The 26,107-nt window shown below is 61.4% G+C and carries 23 protein-coding genes, 1 pseudogene and 1 riboswitch; of the genes and pseudogenes, 12 read left to right on the top strand and 12 right to left on the bottom strand.

Going from position 1 to position 26,107, the window contains the following annotated elements; genetic code table 11:
* Window positions 1-49: 49 nt before the first annotated feature.
* Entirely contained in the window at window positions 50-883 is an 834-nt protein-coding gene (locus BGI27_RS05670) for a branched-chain amino acid ABC transporter substrate-binding protein (protein ID WP_223871626.1), read from the bottom strand.
* Between the two features lie 259 nt (window positions 884-1,142).
* Here BGI27_RS05670 and BGI27_RS05675 point away from each other — a divergent pair, with 259 nt between their 5' ends.
* Window positions 1,143-2,069 carry a malate dehydrogenase gene (locus BGI27_RS05675; protein ID WP_095523991.1) on the top strand — a complete coding sequence of 309 codons (927 nt, stop codon included), beginning with the start codon at window positions 1,143-1,145 and terminating at the stop codon, window positions 2,067-2,069.
* A 165-nt stretch (window positions 2,070-2,234) separates the two neighbouring features.
* On the opposite strand, the gene gcvP is transcribed toward BGI27_RS05675, so the two are convergent.
* The 4 genes from gcvP to gcvT form a co-directional block, all read right to left on the bottom strand.
* On the bottom strand, window positions 2,235-5,126 hold the full coding sequence (gcvP, locus tag BGI27_RS05680) for an aminomethyl-transferring glycine dehydrogenase (protein WP_095523930.1): 2,892 nt from the start codon (window positions 5,124-5,126) through the stop codon (window positions 2,235-2,237).
* A 39-nt stretch (window positions 5,127-5,165) separates the two neighbouring features.
* On the bottom strand, window positions 5,166-5,336 hold the full coding sequence (locus BGI27_RS05685) for a hypothetical protein (protein ID WP_170942960.1): 171 nt from the start codon (window positions 5,334-5,336) through the stop codon (window positions 5,166-5,168).
* Between the two features lie 53 nt (window positions 5,337-5,389).
* Window positions 5,390-5,773 (bottom strand): glycine cleavage system protein GcvH, encoded by a 384-nt coding sequence (gene gcvH, locus BGI27_RS05690; RefSeq protein ID WP_095523931.1) that lies wholly within the window; start codon window positions 5,771-5,773, stop codon window positions 5,390-5,392.
* Window positions 5,774-5,909: 136 nt separating this feature from the next.
* Window positions 5,910-6,995, bottom strand: a complete 1,086-nt coding sequence (gene gcvT / locus BGI27_RS05695) for a glycine cleavage system aminomethyltransferase GcvT (protein ID WP_095523932.1) — start codon at window positions 6,993-6,995, stop codon at window positions 5,910-5,912.
* A gap of 146 nt (window positions 6,996-7,141) precedes the next feature.
* A riboswitch (glycine riboswitch) is annotated at window positions 7,142-7,231 on the bottom strand.
* Window positions 7,232-7,283: 52 nt separating this feature from the next.
* Here gcvT and BGI27_RS05700 point away from each other — a divergent pair.
* The 11 genes and pseudogenes from BGI27_RS05700 (at window position 7,284) to truB (ending at window position 18,530) form a co-directional block, all read left to right on the top strand.
* A complete protein-coding gene (locus tag BGI27_RS05700; protein WP_095523933.1) occupies window positions 7,284-8,123 on the top strand; it encodes a 3',5'-nucleoside bisphosphate phosphatase in 840 nt (279 codons plus the stop codon).
* Between the two features lie 33 nt (window positions 8,124-8,156).
* Complete coding sequence (locus BGI27_RS05705; RefSeq protein ID WP_095523934.1) at window positions 8,157-8,780, top strand: L-threonylcarbamoyladenylate synthase; 624 nt, start codon at window positions 8,157-8,159, stop codon at window positions 8,778-8,780.
* 442 nt (window positions 8,781-9,222) lie between these two features.
* Complete coding sequence (locus BGI27_RS18765) at window positions 9,223-9,447, top strand: site-2 protease family protein (RefSeq protein ID WP_338140495.1); 225 nt, start codon at window positions 9,223-9,225, stop codon at window positions 9,445-9,447.
* Between the two features lie 5 nt (window positions 9,448-9,452).
* The gene (locus BGI27_RS05715; protein WP_095523935.1) at window positions 9,453-10,271 is read left to right on the top strand and encodes a segregation and condensation protein A; all 819 of its coding nucleotides are present in this window, start codon (window positions 9,453-9,455) and stop codon (window positions 10,269-10,271) included.
* Between the two features lie 43 nt (window positions 10,272-10,314).
* Complete coding sequence (gene scpB, locus BGI27_RS05720; RefSeq protein WP_095523993.1) at window positions 10,315-10,962, top strand: SMC-Scp complex subunit ScpB; 648 nt, start codon at window positions 10,315-10,317, stop codon at window positions 10,960-10,962.
* A gap of 52 nt (window positions 10,963-11,014) precedes the next feature.
* Window positions 11,015-11,813 (top strand): annotated as a pseudogene (gene rluB / locus BGI27_RS05725) (23S rRNA pseudouridine(2605) synthase RluB); the annotation flags it as partial.
* Window positions 11,814-12,351: 538 nt separating this feature from the next.
* A complete protein-coding gene (gene rimP / locus BGI27_RS05730) occupies window positions 12,352-12,780 on the top strand; it encodes a ribosome maturation factor RimP (protein ID WP_095523936.1) in 429 nt (142 codons plus the stop codon).
* Between the two features lie 28 nt (window positions 12,781-12,808).
* Window positions 12,809-14,281 (top strand): transcription termination factor NusA, encoded by a 1,473-nt coding sequence (gene nusA / locus BGI27_RS05735; RefSeq protein ID WP_095523937.1) that lies wholly within the window; start codon window positions 12,809-12,811, stop codon window positions 14,279-14,281.
* Window positions 14,282-14,299: 18 nt separating this feature from the next.
* Complete coding sequence (gene infB / locus BGI27_RS05740) at window positions 14,300-17,131, top strand: translation initiation factor IF-2 (protein WP_095523938.1); 2,832 nt, start codon at window positions 14,300-14,302, stop codon at window positions 17,129-17,131.
* Window positions 17,132-17,226: 95 nt separating this feature from the next.
* Entirely contained in the window at window positions 17,227-17,631 is a 405-nt protein-coding gene (gene rbfA, locus BGI27_RS05745; RefSeq protein ID WP_095523939.1) for a 30S ribosome-binding factor RbfA, read from the top strand.
* Window positions 17,628-18,530, top strand: coding sequence for a tRNA pseudouridine(55) synthase TruB (gene truB, locus BGI27_RS05750; protein WP_095523940.1), 903 nt, complete (start codon window positions 17,628-17,630; stop codon window positions 18,528-18,530). Before rbfA ends, truB begins: the two co-directional genes overlap by 4 nt.
* 67 nt (window positions 18,531-18,597) lie before the next feature.
* Here the strand turns inward: truB and BGI27_RS05755 are convergent, their stop codons facing one another.
* From BGI27_RS05755 to BGI27_RS05785, 7 genes are all read right to left on the bottom strand, one after another.
* The gene (locus tag BGI27_RS05755) at window positions 18,598-19,605 is read right to left on the bottom strand and encodes an inorganic phosphate transporter (protein ID WP_095523941.1); all 1,008 of its coding nucleotides are present in this window, start codon (window positions 19,603-19,605) and stop codon (window positions 18,598-18,600) included.
* A gap of 4 nt (window positions 19,606-19,609) precedes the next feature.
* On the bottom strand, window positions 19,610-20,224 hold the full coding sequence (locus BGI27_RS05760; RefSeq protein ID WP_223871627.1) for a DUF47 domain-containing protein: 615 nt from the start codon (window positions 20,222-20,224) through the stop codon (window positions 19,610-19,612).
* Window positions 20,225-20,286: 62 nt separating this feature from the next.
* Entirely contained in the window at window positions 20,287-21,219 is a 933-nt protein-coding gene (gene ispH, locus BGI27_RS05765; RefSeq protein ID WP_095523943.1) for a 4-hydroxy-3-methylbut-2-enyl diphosphate reductase, read from the bottom strand.
* 181 nt (window positions 21,220-21,400) lie between these two features.
* The gene (locus tag BGI27_RS05770; RefSeq protein ID WP_095523944.1) at window positions 21,401-21,829 is read right to left on the bottom strand and encodes an FKBP-type peptidyl-prolyl cis-trans isomerase; all 429 of its coding nucleotides are present in this window, start codon (window positions 21,827-21,829) and stop codon (window positions 21,401-21,403) included.
* Window positions 21,826-22,320 carry a signal peptidase II gene (gene lspA / locus BGI27_RS05775; protein WP_095523945.1) on the bottom strand — a complete coding sequence of 165 codons (495 nt, stop codon included), beginning with the start codon at window positions 22,318-22,320 and terminating at the stop codon, window positions 21,826-21,828. Before lspA ends, BGI27_RS05770 begins: the two co-directional genes overlap by 4 nt.
* Window positions 22,317-25,115, bottom strand: coding sequence for an isoleucine--tRNA ligase (ileS, locus tag BGI27_RS05780; RefSeq protein WP_095523946.1), 2,799 nt, complete (start codon window positions 25,113-25,115; stop codon window positions 22,317-22,319). The genes lspA and ileS overlap by 4 nt, the downstream gene beginning before the upstream one ends.
* Window positions 25,108-26,067, bottom strand: a complete 960-nt coding sequence (locus tag BGI27_RS05785) for a bifunctional riboflavin kinase/FAD synthetase (RefSeq protein ID WP_095523947.1) — start codon at window positions 26,065-26,067, stop codon at window positions 25,108-25,110. Before BGI27_RS05785 ends, ileS begins: the two co-directional genes overlap by 8 nt.
* Window positions 26,068-26,107: the final 40 nt, after the last annotated feature.

Consider the following 26,107-nt stretch of genomic DNA (forward strand, 5'->3'; position numbering starts at 1 on the left):
AAAACAGTATTTCATGAAGCTCGGGGCTGTCTAGGAAACCCGGGGCGATTCAGAACGTGTCGGAACGCGTCATTTCGCCCGAGACGAGCGGCGCCTTGATGCCGATCTGCTTCAACTGTTTGACGAGCGGACCGGATTGGGCATCCGTGCCACCGTAGAAAATGACATCAGCTTGCTTGCTCTTGATGCGCGTAAGGATCGACATGAAGTCGGTGGCCTTGTCAGTGGTGAACTCGCGTGCCACGAGCGTGCCACCAGCAGCCCTGGCAGCTTTTTCGAACTCGTCGGCGAGGCCCTGGCCGTAGGCCGTGCGGTCGTCGATCACCGCGATGCGCTTAGCTGCAAGCTTTTCGACAACGAAGCGCCCCATCACGGAGCCTTGCTGGGTGTCGGAGGTCATGGAGCGGAAAGTGGTCTTGAATCCCTGCTGCGTGAAGGCCTGGGCTGTAGCCATGGCGATCTGCGGAATACCCGCGTCGGAGTAGACCTTGGAGGCAGGAATCGAGGTGCCTGAATTGAAGTGGCCGATCACACCGACCACGCCATTGTCGAGTACGCGCTGGGCGACCTGGGTGGCTGTCTTCGGATCAGCCATGTCGTCTTCCACGACGAGTTCGAAGCGCACGGGCTCGCCGCCAATCTTCGGTGCGAGCGCGTTGGCGTCATCGAGTGCGAGCTGAACGCCATTCTGGTAACCCTTGCCATAGTGCGACTGCGGGCCGGTCAGCGGCGCTGAGAAGCCGATCTTGACGACGCGGGCGGCGACTTCCGGAGCGCTACCAGAGGAGGTGGTCGCAGGCTCTTCCTGCTTTTTGCTGCAGGCCCCTAGAACCAGCGTCAGCGCGAGCGCTGATGCGACCACCGTTTTCATTTTTTGCGACATGTAAGCACTCCCAAGGAAATGAGTTGCGCAGGATACTGCATGATGGGCCTGCAGTTGGAGGGCAGGCGGACCGCCAGCCCGGCCCGATCGGTGCAGGCTGCTTTGCAGGAACGGAAAACCCCGGTTGTTCCCAAGGTTTTTTGGAAAGCCAGAAACGTGCCGTATGTTTTATCAGGCCGCAAAGGAGGAAAATGCGGACGGATTGCTTCGCGCCGTGGCGAAGAGAGGCACCTCCAAGGTGCAGGCTGGGAGGAATGGCATGAAGGTTTCAGTGATCGGAATGGGTGCAGTAGGCACCGAAATAGTGGGCTTTCTCGTCAATATGAGTGAGGTCACCGAGATCGTTGCGGTCGACAAGGTCCGCGAGAAGGCTGAGGCGGAGCTCTGGGATTTTTCGCACACGACGCCTTTCACTTATGCCAAGAACCCCACGCTGGTCGCGGGTGGCTTCGAGGAGACGGCAGGCAGCGATATCGTCGTCATCACGGCCGGCGCCCAGTTGCAGAAAGGTCAGACGCGTGATGATCTGGTGCGCATCAACAGTGGCATCCTGCAGGGGCTGATTGCCTCGGTGGAACGGCATTCGCCGCAGGGCATCGTCATCAACGTGACCAATCCGGTCGATGTGATGACGCAGGTTATGCTGAGGGCATCAAACTATCCACGCGAGCGCCTCATCTCGGCGGGCACACTGATCGATACGGCGCTATTCCTGCGCATCCTGAGCGACCATGTGAAGATCGATCCCAAGAATCTGTACGGCTACATGCTTGGCGATCATGGGGCGACCGGCTTCATCCCCTGGAGCCTGTGCCGTGTCTGTGGCACGGAAGTGGATACCTTTTGCCGTCTCAACGGCTTGCCGCCGGTCGATCGTGAGGCGGTACGGCTCCAGACGCTGGAGGCGGGGTTCCGCATCTTCGAACGCAAGGGCAATACCAACCATGGCATTGCTGCCAGCGTATTCCGCATCATCCGCGCCATCGAGGGCAACGAGCAGTCCATCCTGCCTCTGGGGGTGTTGCTGCAGGGCGAATATGGTGTGGACGATCTGGTGATGAGCGTACCCTGCGTGGTCGGGCGGGGCGGTGTGGAACGCATCCTGTGCCACGAATTCGCACCTGAAGAGAATGCCGCCTTCCACGAGTCGGAGCGCCATCTGCGCGATTTGCTGGCGCTGGCCTGAGCAAGAAATGAATAGAAAAGGCTGCCCCGTGGCCTGCTAGTCGATCAGCCAAGACCATGTCGTCATTCCGGCTCTCGCCGGGATGACGTCAATATGAAAGCGCCTGATCTCGACTGGCCGGCATTGGCCTTACGACAGCTTTCTGAACGACTGAAGCCACGAATCTCAGGCTTCGTACTCTTCCACCGGCACGCAGGCGCAGAAGAGATTGCGGTCGCCATACACGTCGTCGATGCGGTTCACGCTGGGCCAGAACTTGTTCTCCCGCACAAAGGCCAGCGGGAATACGGCCTGCTCGCGCGAATAGGGGCGATTCCATTCGTCACCGATCACATCTGCCTGCGTGTGTGGTGCATGCTTGAGCGGGTTGTCGTTTGCCGGCCACTCACCTGCCTCGATGCTGCGGATTTCACTGCGGATGGCGCGCATCGCGGCGATGAAGCGATCAAGTTCGCCTTTGTCTTCCGACTCGGTCGGTTCGATCATGATCGTGCCGGGTACCGGGAAGCTCATCGTAGGCGCATGGAAGCCGTAGTCCATCAGGCGTTTGGCGATATCCACCTCGGTGATGCCAGTGGCGGCCTTGATCGGGCGGATGTCGAGGATGCATTCGTGTGCCACCCGGCCTTGCGAGCCGACGTAGAGCACCGGGTAATCGCCGCTGAGTTGATTGGCAACGTAGTTGGCGTTGAGGATCGCCACCTCAGTAGCCTGTTTCAGGCCCGTGCCGCCCATCATGCGGATGTACATCCAGGAAATCGGCAGGATGCTGGCCGAGCCGAAGGGGACGGCGCTTACGGCGCCCTGACCCGCATTGGAGCGTGCTTCACCGCCGGTGGGGGAGACCATGTGGTCGGCCATGAAAGGCGCCAGATGTGCGGCCAGGCCGATCGGGCCCATGCCAGGGCCACCGCCGCCGTGCGGGATGCAGAAGGTCTTGTGCAGGTTCATGTGGCTCACATCGGCGCCGATGGTGGCCGGCGAGGTGAGGCCGACCTGCGCGTTGAGGTTGGCACCGTCCATGTAGACCTGGCCACCGGCCGCGTGCACCAGTTCACAGATCTCGCGGATGGCTTCTTCGAACACGCCATGCGTCGATGGATAGGTGATCATCAGTGCGGCCAGGTGTTCGCCATGCTGTGCGAGCTTGGCCTTGAGGTCGATGACGTCGACGTTGCCGTTGTCGTCACAGGCCACGACGACGACTTCCAGCCCACACATCTGGGCCGTGGCCGGATTGGTGCCATGGGCGGATTTCGGGATCAGGCAGATGTTGCGATGCGCTTCACCCCGCGCCGCCTGATAGCGGCGGATGGCGACCAGACCTGCGTATTCCCCCTGAGCGCCGGAGTTGGGCTGCATGCAGATCGCCGGAAAACCGGTAACGGCGCGCAGGTAATCGACCAGCCCTTCGATCATTTCCAGATAGCCTGCGGCCTGATCGTGCGGCGCGAAGGGGTGCATGGCACCGAATTCGGGCCAGGTCACCGGAATCATCTCGCTGGTGGCATTGAGCTTCATGGTGCAGGAGCCCAGCGAGATCATCGAGTGGTCGAGCGCCAGATCCTTGTTCTGCAGACGCTTGAGGTAGCGCACCATCTGGTGCTCGGTGTGATGGCTGTTGAATACTGGGTGCGTGAGGATGGCATCGGTACGCAGCAGGGCTTCGGGCAGCGGAGTGCCGGCCACGGCCTGGTCGAGCGCATCGATGTCGGCAGCTACGCCGAAGGCAGCGAACAGCGCGATGAGATCCTCGCGGGCGTGGGTTTCATCGAAGCTCACGCCCAGCGTGGCCGCGCCGGTATGGCGCAGGTTGTAGCCAGCATCCAGCGCCGCCTGGAGGATCGTGCCGGTTTCTTCGCCTGTTTCGATATCGAAGCTATCGAAGAAATTGTCAGTCCGCAGCGTGAAACCCGAGGCACTGAGCCCGGCCGCGAACAGTTTGGCCAGCCGGTGGATGCGGCGGGCGATGGCCCGCAGGCCTTCCGGGCCGTGCCAGACGGCGTAGAAACCGGCCATGTTGGCAAGCAGAACCTGCGAGGTACAGATATTGGAGTTGGCCTTCTCGCGACGGATGTGTTGCTCGCGCGTCTGCAGGGCCATGCGCAGCGCGGTCTTGCCGCGTGCGTCCTTCGATACGCCGATGATGCGACCTGCCATGGCGCGCGAATTGGCTTCGCGGGTAGCAAAGAAGGCGGCATGAGGGCCACCGAATCCCATCGGCACGCCGAAGCGTTGGGCCGAGCCGAAAGCGATGTCCGCACCCATTTCGCCAGGGCTCTTCAACAGCACCAGCGCCATCAGATCGGTGGCAACGGCCACACAGGCGCCACGTGCCCTGGCGGCAGCGATCAGGGGGCCGTGGTCGGCGACCGTGCCAGTAACGTCCGGATACTGCAGCAGCACGCCGAAGGCATCCTGGTCCGCGGCCTGTGTTGCCGGAGCGATCACCAGTTCATAACCGAACCAGGCGGCACGGGTCTTTACTACGTCGATGGTCTGCGGGAAACAGGCCGCATCGACGAAAAACACGTTGCTCTTCGATTTCGACACACGCCGCGCCATCGTCATCGCTTCGGCGGCGGCCGTTGCTTCATCGAGCAGCGAGGCGTTTGCCAGTTCCAGCCCGGTGAGGTCGATGATCATCTGCTGCCAGTTCAGCAGTGCTTCCAGGCGTCCTTGCGAGATTTCGGCCTGGTAGGGTGTATAGGCTGTGTACCAGCCAGGGTTTTCCATCACGTTACGCAGGATCACCGTCGGCGTGTAGGTGCCGTAGTAGCCCATCCCGATCAGCGATTTCTTCAGCACGTTCCGGCTGGCGATGCGCTTGAGGTCGGCCAGCGCTTCTTCTTCCGGGGTCGGGCCATTGATCGGCAGAGGGGCTGCCAGGCGGATGCCGGCGGGCACGGTCTGGGCGATCAGTGCATCGATCGAATCGAGTTGCATGGCTGCCAGCATGTCGCGTTGAGCCGCGGCATCCGGGCCAAGGTGGCGGGCGATGAATGCATTGCGCTGTTCGAGATCGGCGAGCGTGATGGGGGCGGTGGTCTGGGGCATAGTTTTAGCAGTTTCTGGGGAAGAAGCTTCGGTACGCTGTCAGTGCTTCCGGTGCCGGCGCAGGAAGCGCAGCACGAAAAGGGCGAGCCAGCCGCCGATGAGCAGTGCCGTGAGCCATTTGCCACGTGTCAGCACGAGCATGACGACACTCATGCCACCCGCCACAAGCAGGTATCTGAGCAGTTCATCGAGTGATTTGCGGCTGGGCATCAGGGTCAGGCCCCTTCATTCCGGCTGGCACCGGAATGAAGGGGCTGATTGGATCAGGCTTCGTCGATAACCTTGGCGTAGCCGGCTGCGTCGAGCAGGGCATCGATGTCATCCAGATTGGCCGGCTTCAGCTTGAACAGCCAGGCACCGTACGGATCGCTGTTGACGCTCTCGGGCGAGTCGATGGCGGCACTGTTGGCTTCGATGATTTCGCCGGCTACCGGTGCATAGATGTCGGAGGCTGCCTTGACGGATTCGACCACGGCCACTTCTTCACCAGCTGTAACGCTGCGACCGGCAGTTGGCAGATCGAGGAACACGATGTCGCCAAGGGCTTCCTGGGCATGGTCGGTGATGCCGATGGTCAGGGTGTTGTCGGGCTCTTTGCGGATCCACTCATGGGATTCGGTGTAGCGCAGGTTGGCGGGAATGCTCATTGGTTTCTCCAGAGATGGGGGAAGGTAAAGGAATAGGGGTGAAACCCGCATCCGTAGCCTGTCCCGGCGATCAAAAATAGTGAGGATCGAAAGTCGGGGGCGTTTGTATCTCTCCCCCTATCCCTTCCCTCTGCATTCAAACAAGGATCTTGCCCCGACGCACGAACGGCAGTTTGACGACCCGGGCAGGCAGGCGCTTGCCGCGGATGTCCACCTCCACCGTGTCACCTATGGCTACTGCGACCGGTACGCGGGCGAAAGCGATCGAGGCATTCAGGCTGGGGGCGAAACTGCCACTGGTGGTTTCACCTTCACCATGCGGGGTGAACACTCGCATGTGGCTGCGAAGAATGCCACGGTCTTCGAGCAGCAGGCCGACAAGCTGGCGTTGCGGTGGAGTGGCTTGAAGCGCGCTGCGGCCGATGAAATCGTGGTCGGCGGCGAAATTTACGGTCCAGCCTAGACCGGATTCCAGCGGGCCGACCGTCTCGTCCATGTCCGCGCCGTAGAGATTCATGCCGGCCTCCAGGCGCAAGGTGTCGCGCGCTCCCAGGCCGACTGGCGCCACACCCTGGGCTGCCAAGGCCTGCCAGACGCTGGCGGCACGCTCGGCCGGGAAGATCAGCTCATAGCCGGCCTCGCCGGTATAGCCAGTGAAACAGACCATCAGATCGTCTAGCCGGGCAGCCTGGAAATATTTCAACGGTGCGGTGACGGCTTCAGTACCGGGCAGGGCGGCCCAGACCTTGCACTGTGCGTTTGGCCCCTGCACGGCGATGATCGCCAGATCGCGGTGTGGTGTGATGCTGACGTTGCCCCCCGAGGGCAGCTTGCGCGCCACTTCGCGCATCCAGGCCACATCCTTGTCGGCGGTGCCAGCATTGACCACGATGCGATAGTCGTCGGATGCGAAGAAATAGACGATCAGGTCGTCGATGACGCCACCGCTCTCATTGAGCATGCAGGCGTACAGCGCCTTGCCCGGTTCGGTGAGCTTGGCCACGTCGTTGGCGAGCAGACGGCGCAGGAAAGCCTGGGCGCCCGCGCCAGTGATGTCGACCGGCAGCATGTGGGAAACATCGAACATGCCGGCATCTGCACGTACCGTCTTGTGCTCTTCGAGCTGGGAACCGTAATGGATGGGCATATCCCAGCCGGCAAAATCGACGAGCTTGGCGCCTGCGGCCAGATGAAGGGCATACAGAGGAGTCTGCTTGGGCATGGTTCTCTTCCAGGACAAATGAAAAGGGCCGGACTCGTCATGCGAGCGCGGCCCCCATCTGTCTTTGGTACCTGAGAGATTTCAACGCCTCTGCGTTGAGTGCCCCTTCGGTGGATGCGCTGAGCGCATCGCTCTCCAGATTTGCTGTTTTTCGTTCGGTCCTTTTGCCTGAGCGTTCCCGGGGGGTTGCGCCTTCGGCGGCCTGAATCATGCCAGCTCTCTCCCGAACGAGCCGCGACTCTAACCCGAGCCCGGACCGAACTCAAGGGGCTGCGCTAAACTGTTTCCATGAAAGCCTTCAATGCTGATCTGCACTGTCATTCAACCTTCTCGGACGGGCTCTTGCCGCCGGCAGAGCTGATACGCCGCGCTCACGCCAATGGCGTCAGCCTGCTGGCACTGACCGACCATGACGAAACCGGCGGCCTTCCTCAGGCTCGGGCCGAGGCGGAAATCCTAGGTTTGCGTTTCGTGAATGGCGTGGAGATCTCCGTTTCCTGGCTGGACCAGTCGGTTCATATCGTCGGTTTGGGATTCGATGCAGCCGATCCTGCGCTGCTGGCCGGGTTGGCGCAGGTGCGGGGCGGGCGTGATGCACGTGCGCAGCGCATGGGAGATGCGTTGGCGAAGATCGGCATCAAGGGCGTGTATGAAGGGGCATTGGCCTACGCTGGCAACCCGGCCCTGGTCTCGCGTGCCCATATCGCACGCCATCTGGTGAAGATCGGTATCGCGCGCGACGTGGCCAGCGTCTTCGATCATTATCTGGTGCGTGGAAAGCCCGGCTTCGTCGAGCATGAATGGGCCAGTCTGGAAGAGGCGTTGGGCTGGATCCATGGCGCCGGCGGCATTGCGGTGATCGCCCATCCGGGGCGCACGCGGGTCGACAAGGCCGGCATGGAGGCCTTGTTTGCCCGTTTCAAGGACCTGGGAGGGGAGGCTATCGAGGTCGTCTCCAGCACTCAGTGTGGCGCGGCTGCGCTGGAATTTGCCCGTGTGGCACGTCGTTATGATTTCCTCGCCTCGCGTGCCTCGGATTTTCATGGCCCGGGTGAGAGCAGCGTGGATCTCGGCCGGGCCGAGGTGTTGCCGCCGGATCTGACGCCGGTCTGGTCGCGTTTGGTGTAAGGTGCGCGCTTTCCGCCGCCGTGTGAATCCATCATGGCTCAGTTCTTCGAGATCCATCCCGAGCACCCCCAGCCCCGCCTGATCTGTCAGGCGGCAGAGATCCTGCGTCACGGCGGCCTGATCGCTGTGCCCACCGAGTGCGCCTATTCGCTCGTCGGTCTGACGGGAAATGCCGATGTGCTGGATCGTATCCGCCGCATCCGTGGCGTGGATGATCGGCACCACTTCACGCTGATGTGTCGCGATCTTTCCGAGATCGCCACCTATGCGCGTGTGGACAATGCCCAGTATCGTCTGCTCAAGGCCACCACGCCGGGGCCTTACACCTTCATTCTCGAAGCGACGCGTGAATTGCCGCGCCGGGTGCTCCACCCCAAGCGCAAGACCATCGGCCTGCGCGTGCCCGAACACGCCGTGATCAGCGCCTTGCTGGCCGAAGTGGGCGAACCCCTGCTGTCGTCCACACTGATGCTGCCGGATGAGGACGAGCCGCTGGACGAGGCCGACGAGATCCGTTCCCGTCTCGAGAAACTGCTGGATCTGGTCATCGATGCCGGCCGGTGCGGTCGCGAGGCCACCACGGTGGTGGATCTGAGTTCGGGCGCTCCCGAGCTGCTGCGTGCGGGCAAAGGCGCTCTTGCACCTCTCGGCCTGTAGAATCGCACCATGAATGAAATCATCTACAACATCGCCGTCTGGGCGATTCCAGTGATACTGGCAATCACGCTGCACGAAGCGGCTCACGGCTACGTGGCACGCATGTTCGGCGATCCGACCGCACACGTGCTCGGGCGCATCACGCTCAATCCACTGAAGCACGTCGATCCGATCGGCACGCTGGTAGTGCCGGGTTGCATCGTGCTGATGAATGCCGTCACTGGTGCAGCCTTTCCACCCTTTGGTTGGGCCAAGCCGGTGCCCGTGGATTTCGGTCGTTTGCGCAACCCGAAGGCAGACATGTTCTGGGTGGCTGCGGCAGGGCCTGCGACCAATTTTGTACAGGCGTTCGCGTGGGCCGTGTGCATCGGCTTTCTGCAACGCATGCAGATGGGGCCAGACAGCTTCTGGGCTGATCTGGCCTTGCGTGGCATGCTGGTCAATGTCGGGGCTGGCCTTGATCAATCTCGTGCCTATTCCGCCGCTGGATGGTGGCCGCATTGCGGTGAGCCTGCTTCCCATGCGCCAGTCCATCGCGTGGTCGCGTCTGGAGCCTTATGGCTTCTTCATCCTGATTGGCCTGCTGTATTTCGGCGCTCTGGACTATCTATTCCGCCATGTGGCGCAGCCGATCCTGAAATTCCTGCTGTTCTTCGCCGGGGCCTGAGTTCCATGTTGCAGGTGCCGCAGCAAGGCGAACTGGTGCTCGCCCGCATCCACGGCGAGCCCTTGCGCGAACTGCCCACGGATCTCTACATCCCGCCGAATGCGTTGGAGGTCTTTCTGGAAACCTTTGAGGGACCGCTGGATCTGCTGCTGTATCTGATCCGGCGCGCCAATCTGGATATCCTCGACATTCCGATGGCTCCGCTGACAGCGCAGTATCTGGTCTATGTCGAAGCGATGCGCTCGAGCAATCTGGATCTGGCTGCGGATTACCTGCTGATGTCAGCGACGCTGCTGGATATCAAGTCGCGCATGTTGTTGCCCCGGCCGCCGCGCGAGACGGAGACCGAAGAAGAGGATCCGCGCGCCGAGCTGGTGCGACGGTTGATGGAGTATGAACAGATCAAGCGTGGCGCCCAGATGCTCAATGGCATTCCACGCGTCGAGCGGGATTTCGAATGGGTTGCGGTGCATGTGGCCGAGAAAACCGTGGAGCGCTTGCCCGAGGTCAGCCTTGCTGATCTGCAGACCGCCTGGTTGGCCCTGTTGCAACGGGCGCGCCTGCATCAGCATCACCGCATTCAGCGTGAGGAGTTGTCCGTGCGCGAGCACATGACAGGCATCCTGCGCCGGCTGCAGGGCGCCGGCGATCTACCCTTCGAGCAGCTGTTCGAATTGACGCATGGTGTGGCCAGCCTCGTCGTGGGCTTTCTGGCTGTGCTGGAACTATGCAAGGAGCGCCTGGTGCGGGTGACACAATTGGCGCCGATGGAACCGATCTATGTCCGACTCAACGACGCCACCGAACCCGTCCCTGCTGTCTGAGGAAGCCGAACCGGCGGATGATCTGCTGGCCAGTGCCGAGGAGATGCTATCGGCCGGCATTGACGTGGCCTTTGCCAAGCAGGTGCTGGAGGCCGCGCTGCTATCCACGGCCGAGCCGTTGCCGCTGAGTATCTTGCGCCGCGCTTTCGAACCGGATCTTGGAACTCCCGTGCTGCAGCGCTTGCTGGCCGATCTGCAAGCCGACTGGCGTGGCCGACCGGCGGAGCTTGTCCGGCTGGCCAGCGGCTGGCGTTTCCAGACACGCGAGGATCTGCAGCCTTGGCTAGAGCGTCTTAAGGACACCCGGGCGCCGCGTTATTCGCGCGCAGTGCTGGAAACCTTGGCAATCATCGTGTATCGTCAGCCCGTCACGCGTGGAGACATCGAAGATATTCGCGGCGTGACCGTTTCCAGCCAGATCATAAAATTGCTGGAAACCCGGGGCTGGATCGACACGATCGGCCATCGCGACACTCCGGGCCGCCCGGCCCTTTATGCCACCACCCGAAAATTTCTCGATGATCTCGGCCTGCGTAGCCTGACCGAGTTGCCTCCACTGGCCGAGCTTGAAGGAGTATTAGACCTTGTCGACACCGCAGAAGCCGCGTCGTCCGCGTCCGCACAACCAGAAGAAGAACAGTCCGTTGCGCCGTCCCCAGCCGAAGACGCTGGCCCCGGCTCCGGAAATTGATTTCGATTCGCCCGATTTCATTGAGGGCGAAGACGACGGTCAGTTGGCCTTCATTGATCGTCTCGAACAGACCCGTGATCTGGATCTCGGCGTACCTACCGGTAGTGGGCGCTGGGGGCAGGGGAATGGCGTCAAGAAAGTGATCACGGCGCCGGGCGAACGTATTCAGAAGGTGCTAGCCGAGGCCGGCTATGGTTCGCGCCGCGAGATCGAAGATTGGGTTGTCGCCGGACGTGTGAGCGTGAATGGCGAGCCTTCATTCCTGGGGCAGAAGATCGGCCCGGGCGATCGCGTCAAGGTCAATGGCAAGCTGGTGAACCTGCGCTTCGCGGCCGAGCAGAAGAAACGTGGGCCTCGGGTGTTGATGTATCACAAGCCGGAAGGCGAGATCGTTTCCAAGGACGATCCGGAGGGCCGTCCCAGCGTGTTCGATCGTTTGCCGACGATCAACAAGGGTCGTTGGATCGCCATCGGTCGCCTGGATTTCAATACATCCGGACTGTTGCTGTTTACCGACAACGGTGAGCTTGCTAACCGCATGATGCATCCGCGCTACGAGATCGAGCGCGAATACGCAGTGCGCCTGCTCGGTGAGCTGACGGACGAACAGAAGCAACAACTGACCGATGGCATCACGCTTGAGGATGGGGTTGCCAAATTCACCACGCTGAGCGATGAAGGCGGCGAGGGCGCTAATCACTGGTATCGCGTCACCTTGTCCGAAGGGCGTAATCGTGAAGTGCGCAGGATGTTCGAGGCCATTGGTCTGACGGTCAGCCGTCTGATGCGCGTGCGTTACGGCGCGGTGGAACTGCCCAGCCGTCTCAAACGCGGCATGTACGAGGAAATGCAAGCTGAGCAGGTTGCGGTACTCACCGGTCAGCCGATGGAAAAGCGTCAGCAGCGCCCCGAGGAAAAGCGGCGTGCGGCCAAACACCAGGGGCCGCGCAGTACACGACCGCACGATAAGCCCAAGACTGAAGGCACTCCGGGCGAAGGTGAGCAGCAGCCTGCGCGCAAGCGTTCGCGGCGTAGTCGTTCGCGTCGCAACGAACAGGGCGGTGCGGCGTCGCAGGATGGTGCTCCGGCAGCGGTGGTTGCTGCAGTCGTGGATGCTCCGGTCGCTACTCAGGATGCGCCTGCCGTGCGCAAGAGTCCGCGTCGGCGTGGTCCGCGCAAGCCGCGTGCGGTGGAGGCTGCTCCGCAGTAGTGAGTCAGTCGTCGGCTGGAAATGGCGGCGGGATGCTGTCGCCATTTCCAGTCCAGGATTTACCTTGCCTGTCGTGGCATGTTATAATCCTCGCGATTTTGTTGATCCGCGTGCGGTTTGCATGCCGAGGCGGGTGATCGAGATGGGCTTTTAGCCCATTTTTTATTTGTGGCGTCGGAATGGATCTCGTACAGCTAGTCGAACAAACCCTTGCAGGCCTCGGTTACGAGCTGGTGGACATTGAAGTGTCGCCGCGCTCGCGTCTGTTGCGCGTGTTCATCGATATCGAACGTGGCATCACGGTCGATGATTGCGCTACGGTGAGCAACCAATTGCAACGGGTGTTCGAAGTGGAAGGGGTGGATTACGACCGCCTGGAAATTTCGTCTCCGGGGCTGGATCGACCGCTCAAAAAGCAGGTCGATTTCGAGCGTTTTGCCGGAGAACAGGCCCAGATCCGTATCCGTCTGCCTATCGAGAATCAACGCAATTTTGTTGGGGTACTGCAGGGCGTGCGCGAAGGCGCGGTGATCCTGCTGACCGAAAAGGGGGAGCGTGCATTGCCGCTGGATCAGGTGGAGCGTGCGCGCCTGGTGCCCAAGTTTTGATTGAATTCGCATTCAGGGGAATGAAACGATGAGCCGCGAGGTCTTGCTGCTTGTAGACGCATTGGCGCGTGAGAAAAACGTCGCCAAGGAGATCGTCTTTACCGCGCTGGAAATGGCGCTCGCTTCCGCCACGAAGAAGCGGATTCATGACGATGCCGACGTCCGCGTGTCCATCGACCGCGAATCCGGTGACTATGAATCCTTCCGCCGTTGGCAGGTCCTGCCTGACGCCGAGGTGGAGAACGACGAAGCGCAGATGGGCATCATCGATGCGCGCGAACAGTTCCCGGATATCGAGGTGGGCGAATTCGTCGAGGAGCCCCTGGAACCCATCGATTTCGGCCGTATCGGTGCCCAGGCCGCCAAGCAGGTGATCCTGCAGAAAATCCGTGATGCCGAGCGCGAACAGATCCTCAATGATTTTCTGGATCGTGGCGAGCATCTCGTCAATGGCAGCATCAAGCGCATCGAGCGCGGCAATGCCATTGTCGAAGTCGGTCGCCTGGAGGCTTTGCTGCCGCGTGAACAGCAGATTCCGAAGGAGAACCTGCGCGTGGGCGACCGCGTCCGTGCCTATCTTCTGCGTATTGACCGCGGTGCCCGTGGCCTGCAACTGATCCTGTCGCGCAGCGCGCCGGAATTCATCGTCAAGCTGTTCGAGCTTGAAGTGCCGGAAATGGAAGATGGTCTGCTGGAAATCAAGGCGGCGGCTCGTGACGCCGGCCTGCGTGCCAAGATTGCAGTCAAGGCCAACGATCCGCGTATCGATCCGATCGGCACCTGCGTCGGCCTGCGTGGTTCGCGTGTGACCGCCGTGCGCAACGAGCTGGGCGGCGAGAACGTCGATATCGTGCTGTGGTCTCCCGAGGCTGCACAGTTCGTGATCAATGCACTGGCGCCTGCTGAAGTCAGTTCCATCGTCGTGGATGAGGAAAGCCATTCGATGGACGTGGTGGTCGATGAGAGCAATCTCGCAATGGCCATCGGCCGTGGTGGTCAGAACGTCAAACTGGCTACCGAATTGACCGGTTGGAACATCAACCTGATGACCGAACAAGCTGCCGCCGAGCGTACTGAAGCAGAGCAGGAGCGTCTGCGCCGCCTGTTCGGCGACAAGCTGGATGTCGACGATGAAGTGGCCGACATCCTGATTGAGGAAGGGTTCTCTTCGCTTGAGGAAGTGGCTTACGTACCACTGGCCGAGATGCTGGAGATTGAGGCCTTCGACGAAGATACGGTCAACGAGTTGCGCCAGCGCGCGCGCAACGTATTGCTGACCGAAGCCATCGTCAACGAAGAACAGCTCGAAGGTGTATCCGACGATCTGCTCGATCTCGAAGGCATGGACAAGGCGCTGGCTGCCAAACTTGCGAGCGGCGGCGTGAAGAGTCGTGACGACCTGGCTGATCTGGCCGTCGACGAATTGATGGAGCTGGGGGAGATCGATGAGCCCACAGCCAAGGATCTGATCACCAAGGCGCGTGCGCACTGGTTCGAGTAAGAGGGGGAGAAGCACACGATGGCGCAAATGAGCGTGGCGGAGTTTGCCACCGAACTAAAAATGCCGGCCCCGGTCCTGCTCGAACAATTCGAGAAGGCCGGTGTACCAAAATCCGGGGCTGCCGATGTAGTCAGCGAACAGGACAAGGCACGCCTGCTCGAATACCTGCGCAAGGCGCATGGCGATACTTCCGGCAAGTCAAAGATCACCCTAACGCGCAAGCAGACCACCGAGATCAAGGCGGCGGACGCTTCCGGCAAGGCACGTACGATCCAGGTCGAAGTGCGCAAGAAGCGTACTTTCGTCAAACGCGATGAAATGGATGGCGGGCTGGAGTCTGGGGCGGAAGAACGCGTAGCCCTGGCATCGTCTGCACCTGAAGAGGTAGTGGAGGAGCCCAATATCGAGCCGGTGGAAGCCTTTGTGCCGCCGCCCGAACCCGTTCCGGAGCCTGTAGCGGTTGCTCCCGAACCCGAACCTGCTCCAGAGCCTGAACCTGAACCCCAGCCGGAGCCACAACCCGAGCCCGAGCCTATTCCGGAGCCGGCGCCAATTGAGCCCGAGCCCACTCCGGTGGTCGAGCCGGTACCTGCTCCTGCACCAGCTCCCGTGGTCGCACCCGCGCCAGTCGTCAAGAAGGCCCAGGTTGCTCCGCGTGAGGAAACGCCGCGTGAACGTGAGGAACGTCGTCATCGCGAGTTGCTCGAACGCCAGGCTTCGGACAAGCGTGCCCGCGAGAATGAGGCCGCTGCCCGCAAGGCCGCCGAAGAGGCTCGTCTCGTACGTGCCAAGCAAGAGGCCGAGGAGGCTGCTGCAGCCAAGGCGCGTGAAGCAGCTGCTCCGCAACGCAAGGAAACAAGCAATACGCTGCACCGCCCAGTCAAGGCTGCGGCTGGTGATACCGCCAAAAAGGGCGCAGCTCCGGCGCGTGGCACGGCTCGTGAAGATGATTCACGCAGCAAGCGAGGCGGCCTGAAGACGCGTGGCGATACGGCTGGCGGAAATGCCGGCTGGCGGACAGGCCCCAAGGGGCGCGGCGGTCGCCATGGCAATGACAACGCACAACAGCACTTCCAGGCGCCTACCGAGCCGGTGGTACGCGAGGTCCACGTGCCCGAGACCATCTCGGTTGCCGATCTGGCACACAAAATGTCCGTGAAGGCTACTGAAGTCATCAAAAAAATGATGATGCTGGGCCAGATGGTGACCATCAATCAGGTGCTGGATCAGGAAACCGCGATGATCGTGGTGGAAGAGATGGGGCACCAGGCTGTGGCTGCCAAGCTGGACGATCCGGAAGCCTTCCTGATCGAAGGTGACGAAGCCAAGGACTTTGAGGCCACGCCACGTGCGCCGGTAGTGACCATCATGGGTCACGTCGACCACGGTAAGACCTCCTTGCTCGACTACATCCGTCGTACCAAGGTGGCGGCAGGCGAAGCAGGGGGCATCACGCAGCACATCGGCGCCTATCACGTCGAAACGCCGCGCGGCATGATCTGCTTCCTGGATACCCCGGGTCACGAAGCCTTCACGGCCATGCGTGCTCGCGGCGCCAAGGCGACCGACATCGTGATTCTGGTGGTGGCCGCTGACGATGGTGTGATGCCGCAGACCAAGGAAGCGATCCACCACGCCAAGGCGGCTGGTGTGCCCATCGTGGTGGCGGTCAACAAGATCGATAAACCTGAAGCTAACCCTGATCGTGTCAAGCAGGAACTGGTGGCCGAAGGCGTGATCCCTGAGGAGTACGGCGGTGATTCGCCTTTCTGCCTGGTTTCGGCCAAGGCAGGCCTGGGTATCGACGAGCTGCTGGAAAACGTATTGCTGCAGGCAGAGGTGCTGGAACTGACTGCCCCGATCGAAGCGCCGGCCAAAGGCCTGATCGTGGAGGCTCGTCTGGACAAGGGGCGTGGCCCAGTGGCAACGATGCTGGTGCAATCGGGCACCCTGCGCCGTGGCGATGTGGTGCTGGCTGGCGCCACCTTCGGCAAGGTGCGTGCGATGCTCGATGAGAATGGCAAGCAGATCGCCGAGGCGGGTCCTTCCATTCCGGTGGAGATTCTGGGCCTTTCCGAAGTGCCGTCCGCTGGCGATGAAGCCATGGTGATCACCGATGAGCGCCGTGCCCGCGAAATCGCACTGTTCCGTCAGGGCAAGTTCCGCGACGTGAAGCTTGCCAAGCAGCAGGCCGCGAAGCTCGAGAATCTGATGGAGCAGATGACCGAAGGCGAGGTCAAGGCGCTGGCCCTCATCGTCAAGGCCGACGTGCAAGGTTCGCAGGAAGCGCTGGTTCAGTCGCTGCAGAAGCTCTCCAACGAGGAAGTGCGTGTCAACGTCATCCACGGTGCGGTGGGCGGTATCTCCGAATCCGACGTCAACCTGGCGCAGGCTTCGCAGGCTGTCATCATCGGCTTCAACACCCGTGCCGATGCCGGTGCGCGCAAGCTGGCCGAAAACTTCGGCGTGGATATCCGCTACTACAACATCATCTACGACGCGGTCGACGAGGTGAAGCAGGCGCTGTCCGGCATGCTGGCGCCCGAGAAGCGCGAGCAGGTGATCGGTACGGTGGAAATCCGCCAGGTGATCGTGATCTCCAAGATCGGGACCATCGCCGGTTGTTATGTGCTTGACGGTGTGGTGCGTCGCAATTCGCGTGTCCGTCTGGTGCGTGACAACGTCGTGGTATTCGACGGTGAACTCGATTCGTTGCGTCGCTTCAAGGATGACGTCAAGGAAGTCAAGGCGAACTACGAGTGCGGTCTGTCGTTGAAGAATTTCAGCGACATCAAGGAAGGCGATCAGCTGGAAGTCTACGAAATCCAGGAAATCGCCCGCACGCTGTAAGTGTGTAAATCTGTTCGGTCGCCCGCCGTCCTTGCGATGCGGGTGGCACAGACAGCCAAGCGGGCCCTGCGGGGCCCGTTTGTACTGGAGAGAAGATGGCAAAGGAATTTTCCCGCTCGGCCCGTGTGGCCGAGCAGATCAAACGCGAACTGGCCGAGCTGATCCGTCTTGAGGTGAAGGATCCACGTGTCGGCATGATCTCGCTGACCGATGTGGAGCTCACGCCCGATTACGCGCACGCCAAGGTGTTCTTCACCTCGATGCAAGGCGAACAGGGGCTGGAGGAACTGCTGGTCGGCCTGAACCGGGCCAAGGGGTTCCTGAGGCGGGAACTGGGGCGCCGCGTACGCATCCATACCACGCCGGATCTGCATTTCGTCTATGACCGCTCGGTTGAGCACGGCAGTTACCTCTCTGCCCTGATCGACAAGGCTGTTGGCGAGGATCGTGCCTTGCGTGGCGAGGATGACGACAGTAATCAGGAAGAGCCGAAAGCATGAGTCAGCCTGTGGCGCGCAAGCGCTGGCAGATCGTGGATGGTGTGCTGTTGCTGGACAAACCGGGGGGGCTGAGCTCCAACGATGCGTTGCAGAAGGCACGGCGTCTGTTTTCGGCGGCCAAGGCCGGGCATACCGGTACGCTGGATCCCATGGCGACCGGCTTGCTGCCATTATGTTTCGGTGAGGCCACCAAGTTTTCCAATCGTCTGCTGGATGCCGACAAGACCTATCTGGCGACGATGCTGCTTGGTGTGAGCACCAGTACCGGAGATGCCGAAGGTGAGATCATTCGTCAGGCACCGGTGATGGCCGAACCTGCTGCCATCCATGCGGTTTGTGCCGGTTTTCTTGGCGAGATCGAACAGGTGCCGCCGATGTATTCCGCGCTCAAGCATCAAGGGAAGGCCTTGTACGAGTACGCACGCCAGGGCGTCGAAATCGCCCGCGAAGCGAGACGCGTGACCATCTATGCCCTGGAGGTGAAGCGGATCTCGGGGGCCGAGGTGGACATTCTGGTTCGTTGCAGCAAGGGGACCTACATACGGACCCTGGCCGAGGATATCGGCAATGCCCTGGGTTGCGGTGCCCATCTGACAGCCTTGCGGCGTACAGCCATTGGCCCGCTGACGCTGGAAGGCGCATTCACGCTGGATGCTCTGAACGAGTTGCCGGAAGATGCGCGCGGGCCTTTGCTGGCCCCAGTGGATTCCTTGTTGGGTAATCTGCCCGCCGTACAGCTCGACGCTGCACAGACAGCCTCATTCCTGCACGGGCAGGCCGTGCCGCAGATGCTGGAGACTGGGGAATACCGGATCTATGGCGAGACTTTCGTCGGTCTCGGCCGCGCCGATGGTGAGGGACTACTGCAGCCGGTACGGCTGATCGCCAGCAGGACCTGAATCGGGATTTACTGGGGGTTTTTGACCGGGGGGGTTATGACGAACCTTCGTCCCCCGGCATCATCGTTCACCGTAGCTGCTGTGCCAGCCACCAGGCGAGTGCCGAAATCAGTGCGCAGGCCGGGATGGTGCAGATCCAGATCCACAGGATACGGCCAGCCAGCCCCCAGCGTACTGCCGAGAAGCGTTGCGACGAGCCTACGCCGACGATGGCGCCTGTGATGGTATGTGTCGTGGATACCGGGATGCCCAGCATTGCGGCAATGAACAAGGAGAGTGCACCGCCGGTTTCGGCGCAGAAACCGCCGATGGGTTTGAGGCGTGTGATCCCTTGGCCCAGCGTGCGCACGATACGCCAGCCACCGAAGAGCGTGCCCAGCGCGATCGCGGCATAGCAGATCACACTGACCCAGCCGGGCAGGGCGTCGCCCGTGTGCGCATAACCGGTAGTGAGCAGCAGCAGCCAGAGAATGCCGATGGCTTTCTGTGCATCGTTGCCGCCATGGCCAATGCTGTAGGCTGCAGCGGAGGCCAGCTGCAGACGGCGGAACCAGTTGTCCACGCGCATCGGCGAGCGCCCGACGGCCAGCCAGGACATTGCCAGCATCAGCAGAGAAGCGAGGAAGAAACCCAGCAACGGAGACAGCAGAATGAAAGCCAGTGTCTTGATCACACCGTCCCAGATCAAGGGAGTGGTGCCGGCCTTGGCCAGCGCTGCTCCCAGGATGCCGCCCAGCAACGCATGCGACGAACTGGATGGAATCCCCTGATACCAGGTGACGAGATTCCAGCCGATGGCCGCGATCAATGCGCCGAACACCACGTAATGATCGATGGCCGCTGGATCGACGATGCCGCGCCCCACTGTTTCCGCGACCGTCAGATGGAAAATGAAGATCGCCAGAAAATTGAAGCAGGCAGCCAGGATCACAGCTTGCCCGGGCTTGAGGACGCCGGTGGAGACGATGGTGGCAACTGAGTTGGCCGCGTCGTGAAAGCCGTTGATGAAGCTGAAACACAGCACCAGGCCGACGAGCAGTACCACCAGCAACAGGCTTTGCTGAGCGATTTCCATGGTGTCAGAGGTTTTCCAGCACCAGGCCTTCGATCACCTTGCTGACGTTCTCGCAGGCATCGCTGATCTTCTCCAGTCCTTCGTAGATGGCTTTCAGCTTGATGACTTGAAGCGGATCGCGTTCATCCCTGAAGACGCGGGCCAGTGCCGTGCGCATCACGCGGTCGCAGTCGGATTCCAATCGCTCGATCTCACGGCAAGTGGAGATGATGTCACGCCCGTGATCAAGATCCTTGAGCAGACCGACGATGTGGCGCACGCGGGTGGCGCAGGAAAGGGTCAGCTCGGCAAGCTGCACGGCATCTGGCGTGAGGCGGCGCAGATTGTAGAGGCTGATGCCTTCGGCCACGTCCTGCGTTGCATCGACGATGTCGTCCATCTCGTTGACCAGCGCATGGATGGCGTCGCGGTCAAAGGGCGTGATGTAGGTGGTGTGCAGCAATGCCACGGTATCGTGGGTGATCTTGTCTGCTTGCGTCTCGATCTCGTCGATGGCCGCGACGATGGGCGCCATGCCTTCCTGAGAGGCAGACATCAGCGCCACCAGTTGTTCGGCGGCAAGTACGACCTGTTCCGCATGCGCATTGAACAGCTCGAAGAATCGACCTTCACGGGGCATGAAACGACCGAACATGGCTTGATATCGCGGTAAGGGCCGCCGGTGGGTTTCGGCGGCGGGCTTCATTCTGCGTGCAATTCACGGGGGATGGGGAAGGTCACGTTCTCCAGTGCGCCATCCAGCGAGCGTACATTGCCGGCTCCAAGCTCGCGCAGGCGGGCAATGACTTCCTGTACCAGCACCTCGGGGGCCGAGGCTCCGGCTGTGATACCCACGCGGCGTACGCCAGCCAGCCAGGTAGGATCCACGCCGGCAGCGTTGTCTACGAGATAGGCAGGCACGTTACGCAGCGCTGCCACTTCCCGCAGGCGATTGGAGTTGGAGCTGTTTCTGGAGCCGACCACGATGACCAGATCCACCTGGGGAGCCATGAATTTCACGGCATCCTGGCGATTCTGCGTGGCATAGCAGATGTCATCCTTCTTTGGTCCGACGATGGCCGGGAAGCGCGCCTTCAACGCGTCGACGATCACTTGGGCATCATCGACAGACAGCGTGGTCTGGGTCACGTAGGCAAGCATGTTTTCGTCACGGACCTGCAGGGCGGCTACATCCTCGACCGAGTCAACCAGATACATGCCGCCTTCTGCCTGGCCCATAGTGCCTTCCACTTCCGGATGCCCCTTGTGGCCGATCATCACGATTTCGCGGCCAGCATCGCGCATCCTGGCGACCTCGATGTGCACCTTGGTCACCAGGGGGCAAGTGGCGTCGAACACGCGCAGGCCGCGTGTGTCAGCTTCTTGACGCACCGCCTTCGAGACACCATGAGCGGAAAAGATCACTGTAGAGCCTCTCGGCGCTTCATCGAGTTCTTCGATGAAGATGGCTCCCTTGGCGCGCAGGTCTTCGACCACGAACTTGTTGTGAACCACTTCGTGACGCACATAGATCGGGGCACCGTACTGGCGCAGGGCGCGTTCGACGATCTCGATGGCACGTTCCACACCGGCGCAGAAGCCGCGAGGGTTGGCGAGGAGGATTTCTGAGCTCATGGACTCCGGATGACGATTTGAGGGTTGGGGAGGCGTCAGAACCTATTCATGGTTTTGCTGCGAACTCCTGATCAGGGCTGATGTGCTGCTCGGAATCCTCATGTGTCTGAATGCACTTCGGTTCCTGCGCCACGCTTCACCCTGCTGAGGGACTCTCGCGACAGAGACTCTGAACAGGTTCTCAGATCACGCCGATGATTTCCACCTCGATGCTGACGGCCTTACCGGCCAGTGGGTGGTTGAAGTCGATCACAGCGTAGTCGTCGGAGAGCTCGCGCACCAGTCCGGGATAACGGCTGCCATCGGGGGCGATGAAAGAGAAGAGGGTGTCGACCTCAAGTGCCATGCCTTCCGGTACATGTTTGCGGTCTACCCGCTCGATCAATGCGTCGGTGTATTCACCAAAGGCTTCGCCAGGTGCGAACAGCAAGGTTTCACGCGCGCCTGTCGACAGGCCGATCAGCCGGCTTTCCAGCGCCGGCATCAGCTCGCCGGCACCGACCTGCAGTGTCATCGGTGTCGATTCAAAGCTGGAATGGAAGACTGTACCCGTGTCTGCATCCGCTATACGCACATTCAAGGTGACCAGGCTGTGAGAGTCGACGTTCATGGCTGCTGGATCCTCTGTTGTTTCTCGCGCCGGTTTTCCTGGATCTGGGCCAGCAGCATCAGTACGACACCCAGACAGATAGCCGAATCGGCGAGGTTGAAGGCTGGCCAGTGTTGTCCACCAAGATGGAAGTCGAGAAAATCCACCACGCGGCCGTGGATCAGACGGTCGATCACATTGCCGATCGCACCGCCTGTGATCAGCGAAAACCCGGAAGGTTGCAAGCGCTCCGACCGATGTATCCAGGTCAGGCGTAACAACCAGGAACAGATGGCAGCGGCCAGGATCACGAAGAACCAGCGCTGCCAGCCATCATGCCCGGCCAGAAAGCTGAAGGCCGCACCCAGGTTGTAAACCAGCACCAGATTGAAGAAATCCGTAACCGGGCGCGCCTCGTATTCCATGAAATGCGCCAGTACCGTGAATTTGCTCCATTGATCGAACGCGATCACCAGCAAGGAGAGGCCAAGCCAGAGCGCGAAGCGCTTCATGCGTGGCTCCGTGCTTCGCCGGCACCGTGGAGATTGTCGTCGCAACGTCCGCACAGTTCGGGATGTGCAGGATTGCGGCCGACATCGGCGCGGTAGTGCCAGCAACGGCCACACTTCTGGTGAGTACTGGGCGTGACGGTGATCTTCTCGTCCGCTTCGCTGGCGACCTGTACGACTTGCGCGGCAGATGTGATGAATACGAAGCGCAGATCCTCACCCAGCGAGGCCAGCGCAGCGTATTTGTCGCCCGCAGCCTGAACAGTGATCTCTGCCTGCAGCGAGGCGCCGACTTGGCCTGCCGTGCGAACGGCTTCGATCTCTTTCATGACCTCGGCGCGCACGGCGCGGATAAGGCTCCAGCGGGCCTCCAGCTCGGAATCCGAGGCGGTCTGCGGCAGCTTGTGGAAGCTGTGCAGCATCACGCTGTCCTCGGCGTTGCCGCTCATCACCGCCCAGGCTTCCTCGGCGGTGAAGGCCAGGATCGGTGCCATCAGCTTTACCACGGTCTGTGTGATGTGCCACAGCGCGGTTTGTGCCGAACGTCGTGCCACGGATTTCGGGGCACTGGTGTAGAGGCGATCCTTGAGGATGTCCAGATAGAAGGCACCCAGATCCTCCGAGCAGAACAACTGCAATGCCTGTACCACGCGATGGAATTCGTACTTCGTGTAATCGGTCTCGGCGCGGGCCACCAGATCGCGGGTAAGGCCCAGTGCATAGCGATCGATCTCGAGCCACTGTTCGACCGGCAATGCGTCGGTGTCGATATTGAAGTCGGCGGTGTTTGCGAGAAGGAAGCGCAGCGTGTTGCGCACACGGCGATAGACCTCGACCACGCGGGCCAGGATTTCCTTCGAGGCGGCGATTTCGCCCGAGTAGTCGGTGCTGGCCGCCCACAGACGCAGGATCTCGGCGCCCATCTTGTCGGTGATCTCTTCCGGCGCGATGGTGTTCTTGAGCGACTTGCTCATCTTGTAGCCCTTCTCGTCCACCAGGAAGCCGTGGGTGAGCAGGGCGCGGTACGGCGCGTGGCCATCGATGGCGGCGCCGGTCAGGAGCGAAGAGTGGAACCAGCCGCGGTGCTGGTCCGAGCCTTCGAGATACAGGTCGGCGCGCGGACCTTGCGCGTGGCCGTCGTTGTGCGAGCCGCGCAGCACATGCCAGTGCGTGGTGCCGGAGTCGAACCAGACGTCAAGGATGTCGGTGGTCTTCTCGTACTGGGCCGCCTCGGCACCGAGCAGCTCGGCGGCGTCGAGCTTGAACCAGGCTTCGATGCCTTCGCGCTCGACGCGCTGCGCGACTTCCTCCATCAGCTCGACGGTGCGCGGATGCAGCTCGCCCGTCTCCTTGTGCAGGAAGAACGGAATCGGCACGCCCCAGTCGCGCTGGCGCGAGATGCACCAGTCCGGCCGGCCGGCGATCATCGCGTGCAGGCGCGGCTGGCCCCAGGCGGGGTAGAACGCGGTGTCCTCAATTGCGGCCAGCGCGCGTTCGCGCAGCGTCGGGCCTTCGTTCGGCTGCTTGTCCATGCCGACGAACCACTGCGCGGTGGCGCGGTAGATGATCGGCGTCTTGTGGCGCCAGCAGTGCATGTAGCTGTGCGAGATCGTCTCGTGCTTCAGCAGCGCGCCGACTTCGCGCAGCTTCTCGACGATCTGCGGATTGGCCTTCCAGATGTGCTGGCCGCCGAAGAATTCCAGGCTGGGGCCATATACGCCGTTGCCCTGCACCGGACTCAGGATCTCGTCGAAGCTGCGGCCGTTGGCGCGCCAGATGTTGAAGTCGTCCACGCCGTAGGCCGGGGCGCAGTGCACGATGCCGGTACCCGCATCGACGCCGACGTACTCGGCCAGATACACGATCGAGACGCGGTCGTAGAACGGATGACGGAACTCCAGCCCGGCCAGACGCGTGCCCTTGGCGGTGCCGATCACCGTGCCCTGCAGGCCGTAGCGCTTGAGGCAGGGCTCCACCAACTCGGCCGCCAGGATCAGCAGACGATCGCCGACATCGACCAGCGCGTAGTCGAATTCAGGGTGGATGTTCAGCGCCTGGTTGGCCGGGATGGTCCAGGGCGTAGTGGTCCAGATCACAACGGCGGCCGGCTTGGGCAGGCTATCGAGGCGGAAGGCTGCGGCAAGCGCTTCGGGCTGAGTGCAGGTGAACGCAACATCAATGGCGTCGGACTTCTTGTCCTCGTACTCGACTTCGGCTTCCGCCAGTGCAGAGCCGCAGTCGAAGCACCAGTTCACCGGCTTGAGCCCCTTGAAGACAAAACCTTTCTTGACGATCTCGGCGAGTGCGCGGATCTCGCCGGCTTCGTTGGCGTAGGCCACGGTCAGATAGGGATTGTCCCAGTCGCCCAGCACTCCCAGGCGGATGAAGCCCTTTTTCTGGATTTCGACCTGTTCGGCAGCGTAGGCACGCGACAGTTCGCGCACCTTGTCGGCGGGCAGGTTCTTGCCGTGGGTGACTTCGATCTTGTGCTCAATCGGCAGGCCGTGACAGTCCCAGCCCGGCACATAGGGGGCGTCGAAACCGGCTAACGTCTTGCTGCGCACGATGATGTCCTTGAGCACCTTGTTGAGTGCGTGTCCCAGGTGCAGGCTGCCATTGGCGTAGGGAGGGCCATCGTGCAGGATGAACTTTGGTCGGCCTGCGCTGGCCTCGCGGATCTTCTGATAGAGCTTCTGTTGCTGCCACTGCTGGATCCAGCCGGGTTCGCGTTTGGGCAGGTCGCCGCGCATGGGAAACGCGGTATCGGGCATGTTCAGCGTGGTTTTGTAATCAGCCATGTTGTTCTCGCAAGCTCAGGTATTCGGGGTGCGTGGAAAACCACGCACGTACATCGTCACAGTCCTTGCCGATCGCGGCTTTCAGCGCGTCCAGCGTGTCGTATTTCTTTTCGTCGCGCAGCTTGTGCCAGAAACGTACGGACAGACGTTCCCCATAAAGATCGCCGGAGAAGTCCAGCACAAAGACTTCCACACGAAGGCCAAGCCCGGCGCCAATGGTTGGCCGATAGCCGATGCTGGCCGCGCCGATCGCGTGCCGCAGCGGTCCGCCATCCACGGTTACCGCGAAGATGCCGGACAGTGGCAGCGTCTGCTGGCGCATGCGGATGTTGGCAGTCGGAAAACCGATGGTGCGGCCGATCTTGTCACCGTGCTGCACCCAGCCTTCGACCACGAAGGGCTCGCCGAGCAGGCGGGTAGCATGTTCGATTTCTCCACCTTGCAAAGCTTCGCGGACAGCCGAACTGGATACGCGCTCTCCGGAAACGGTCTGCGTCGTCATGGCTTCCACCGCGAAGCCATGACGTTCGCCCGCTGCAAGCAATGTGGAAAAATCCCCGTCACGGCCACGACCGAAGCGGAAATCGTCACCGATCATCAGATGTCGGACCTGCATGCCCTGCACCAGCACCTGCTCGATGAATTCCTGTGCTGAAAGACCGGAGAACCGCGCATCAAAGCGCTGCATGCAGATCTGATCGACTCCGGCTGCCTGCAGCAGCGCCATCTTGCGCCACATGCTGCATAGACGGGGAGGCGCGGAGTCGGGCGCAAAGAATTCGCGCGGATGCGGCTCGAAGCACAGTACCGTGGCCGGTAGCCCGGTGGCGTCCGCACGTGCGCGGAGCTGGGCAAGCAAGGCTTTATGCCCCAGGTGCACGCCATCGAAGTTGCCGATGGTCAGCACGCAGGGCTCGCTCAGGTGTGCCCGGACGCTCCTGTAAATACGCATGGAAGCCGCTGAAAAAAGGGACAATTATAGCCCGGTCAGA

The organism is Candidatus Dactylopiibacterium carminicum (assembly GCF_014736495.1).
GTDB lineage: Bacteria > Pseudomonadota > Gammaproteobacteria > Burkholderiales > Rhodocyclaceae > Uliginosibacterium > Uliginosibacterium carminicum.